1 rRNA gene is annotated in these 306 nt (G+C 50.3%); it reads left to right on the top strand.

Annotation, left to right across the window (positions count from 1 at the left end):
* Window positions 1-306, top strand: a 23S ribosomal RNA gene (locus N4T77_RS20195); the annotation flags it as partial.

Genomic DNA, 306 nt, shown 5'->3' with positions numbered 1-306 from the left:
GGTCAAGCTACAAAGGGCGCATGGTGAATGCCTTGGCACCAGTAGCCGATGAAGGACGCGATAAGCTGCGATAAGCTTCGGGTAGGCGCAAATAGCCTGCGATCCGGAGATTTCCGAATGGGGCAACCCACATAGCTAACGCTATGTACTGTAAACTGAATTCATAGGTTTATAGAGGTAGACCCGGGGAACTGAAACATCTAAGTACCCGGAGGAAGAGAAAGAAAAATCGATTTTCTGAGTAGCGGCGAGCGAAAGGGAAAGAGCCCAAACCAGGAACTTGTTCCTGGGGTTGCGGACAGATCA

It is taken from the genome of Clostridium sp. CX1, assembly GCF_025398335.1.
GTDB lineage: Bacteria > Bacillota > Clostridia > Clostridiales > Clostridiaceae > Clostridium_AM > Clostridium_AM tanneri.
This window is presented reverse-complemented; position numbering and strand designations above follow the sequence as displayed.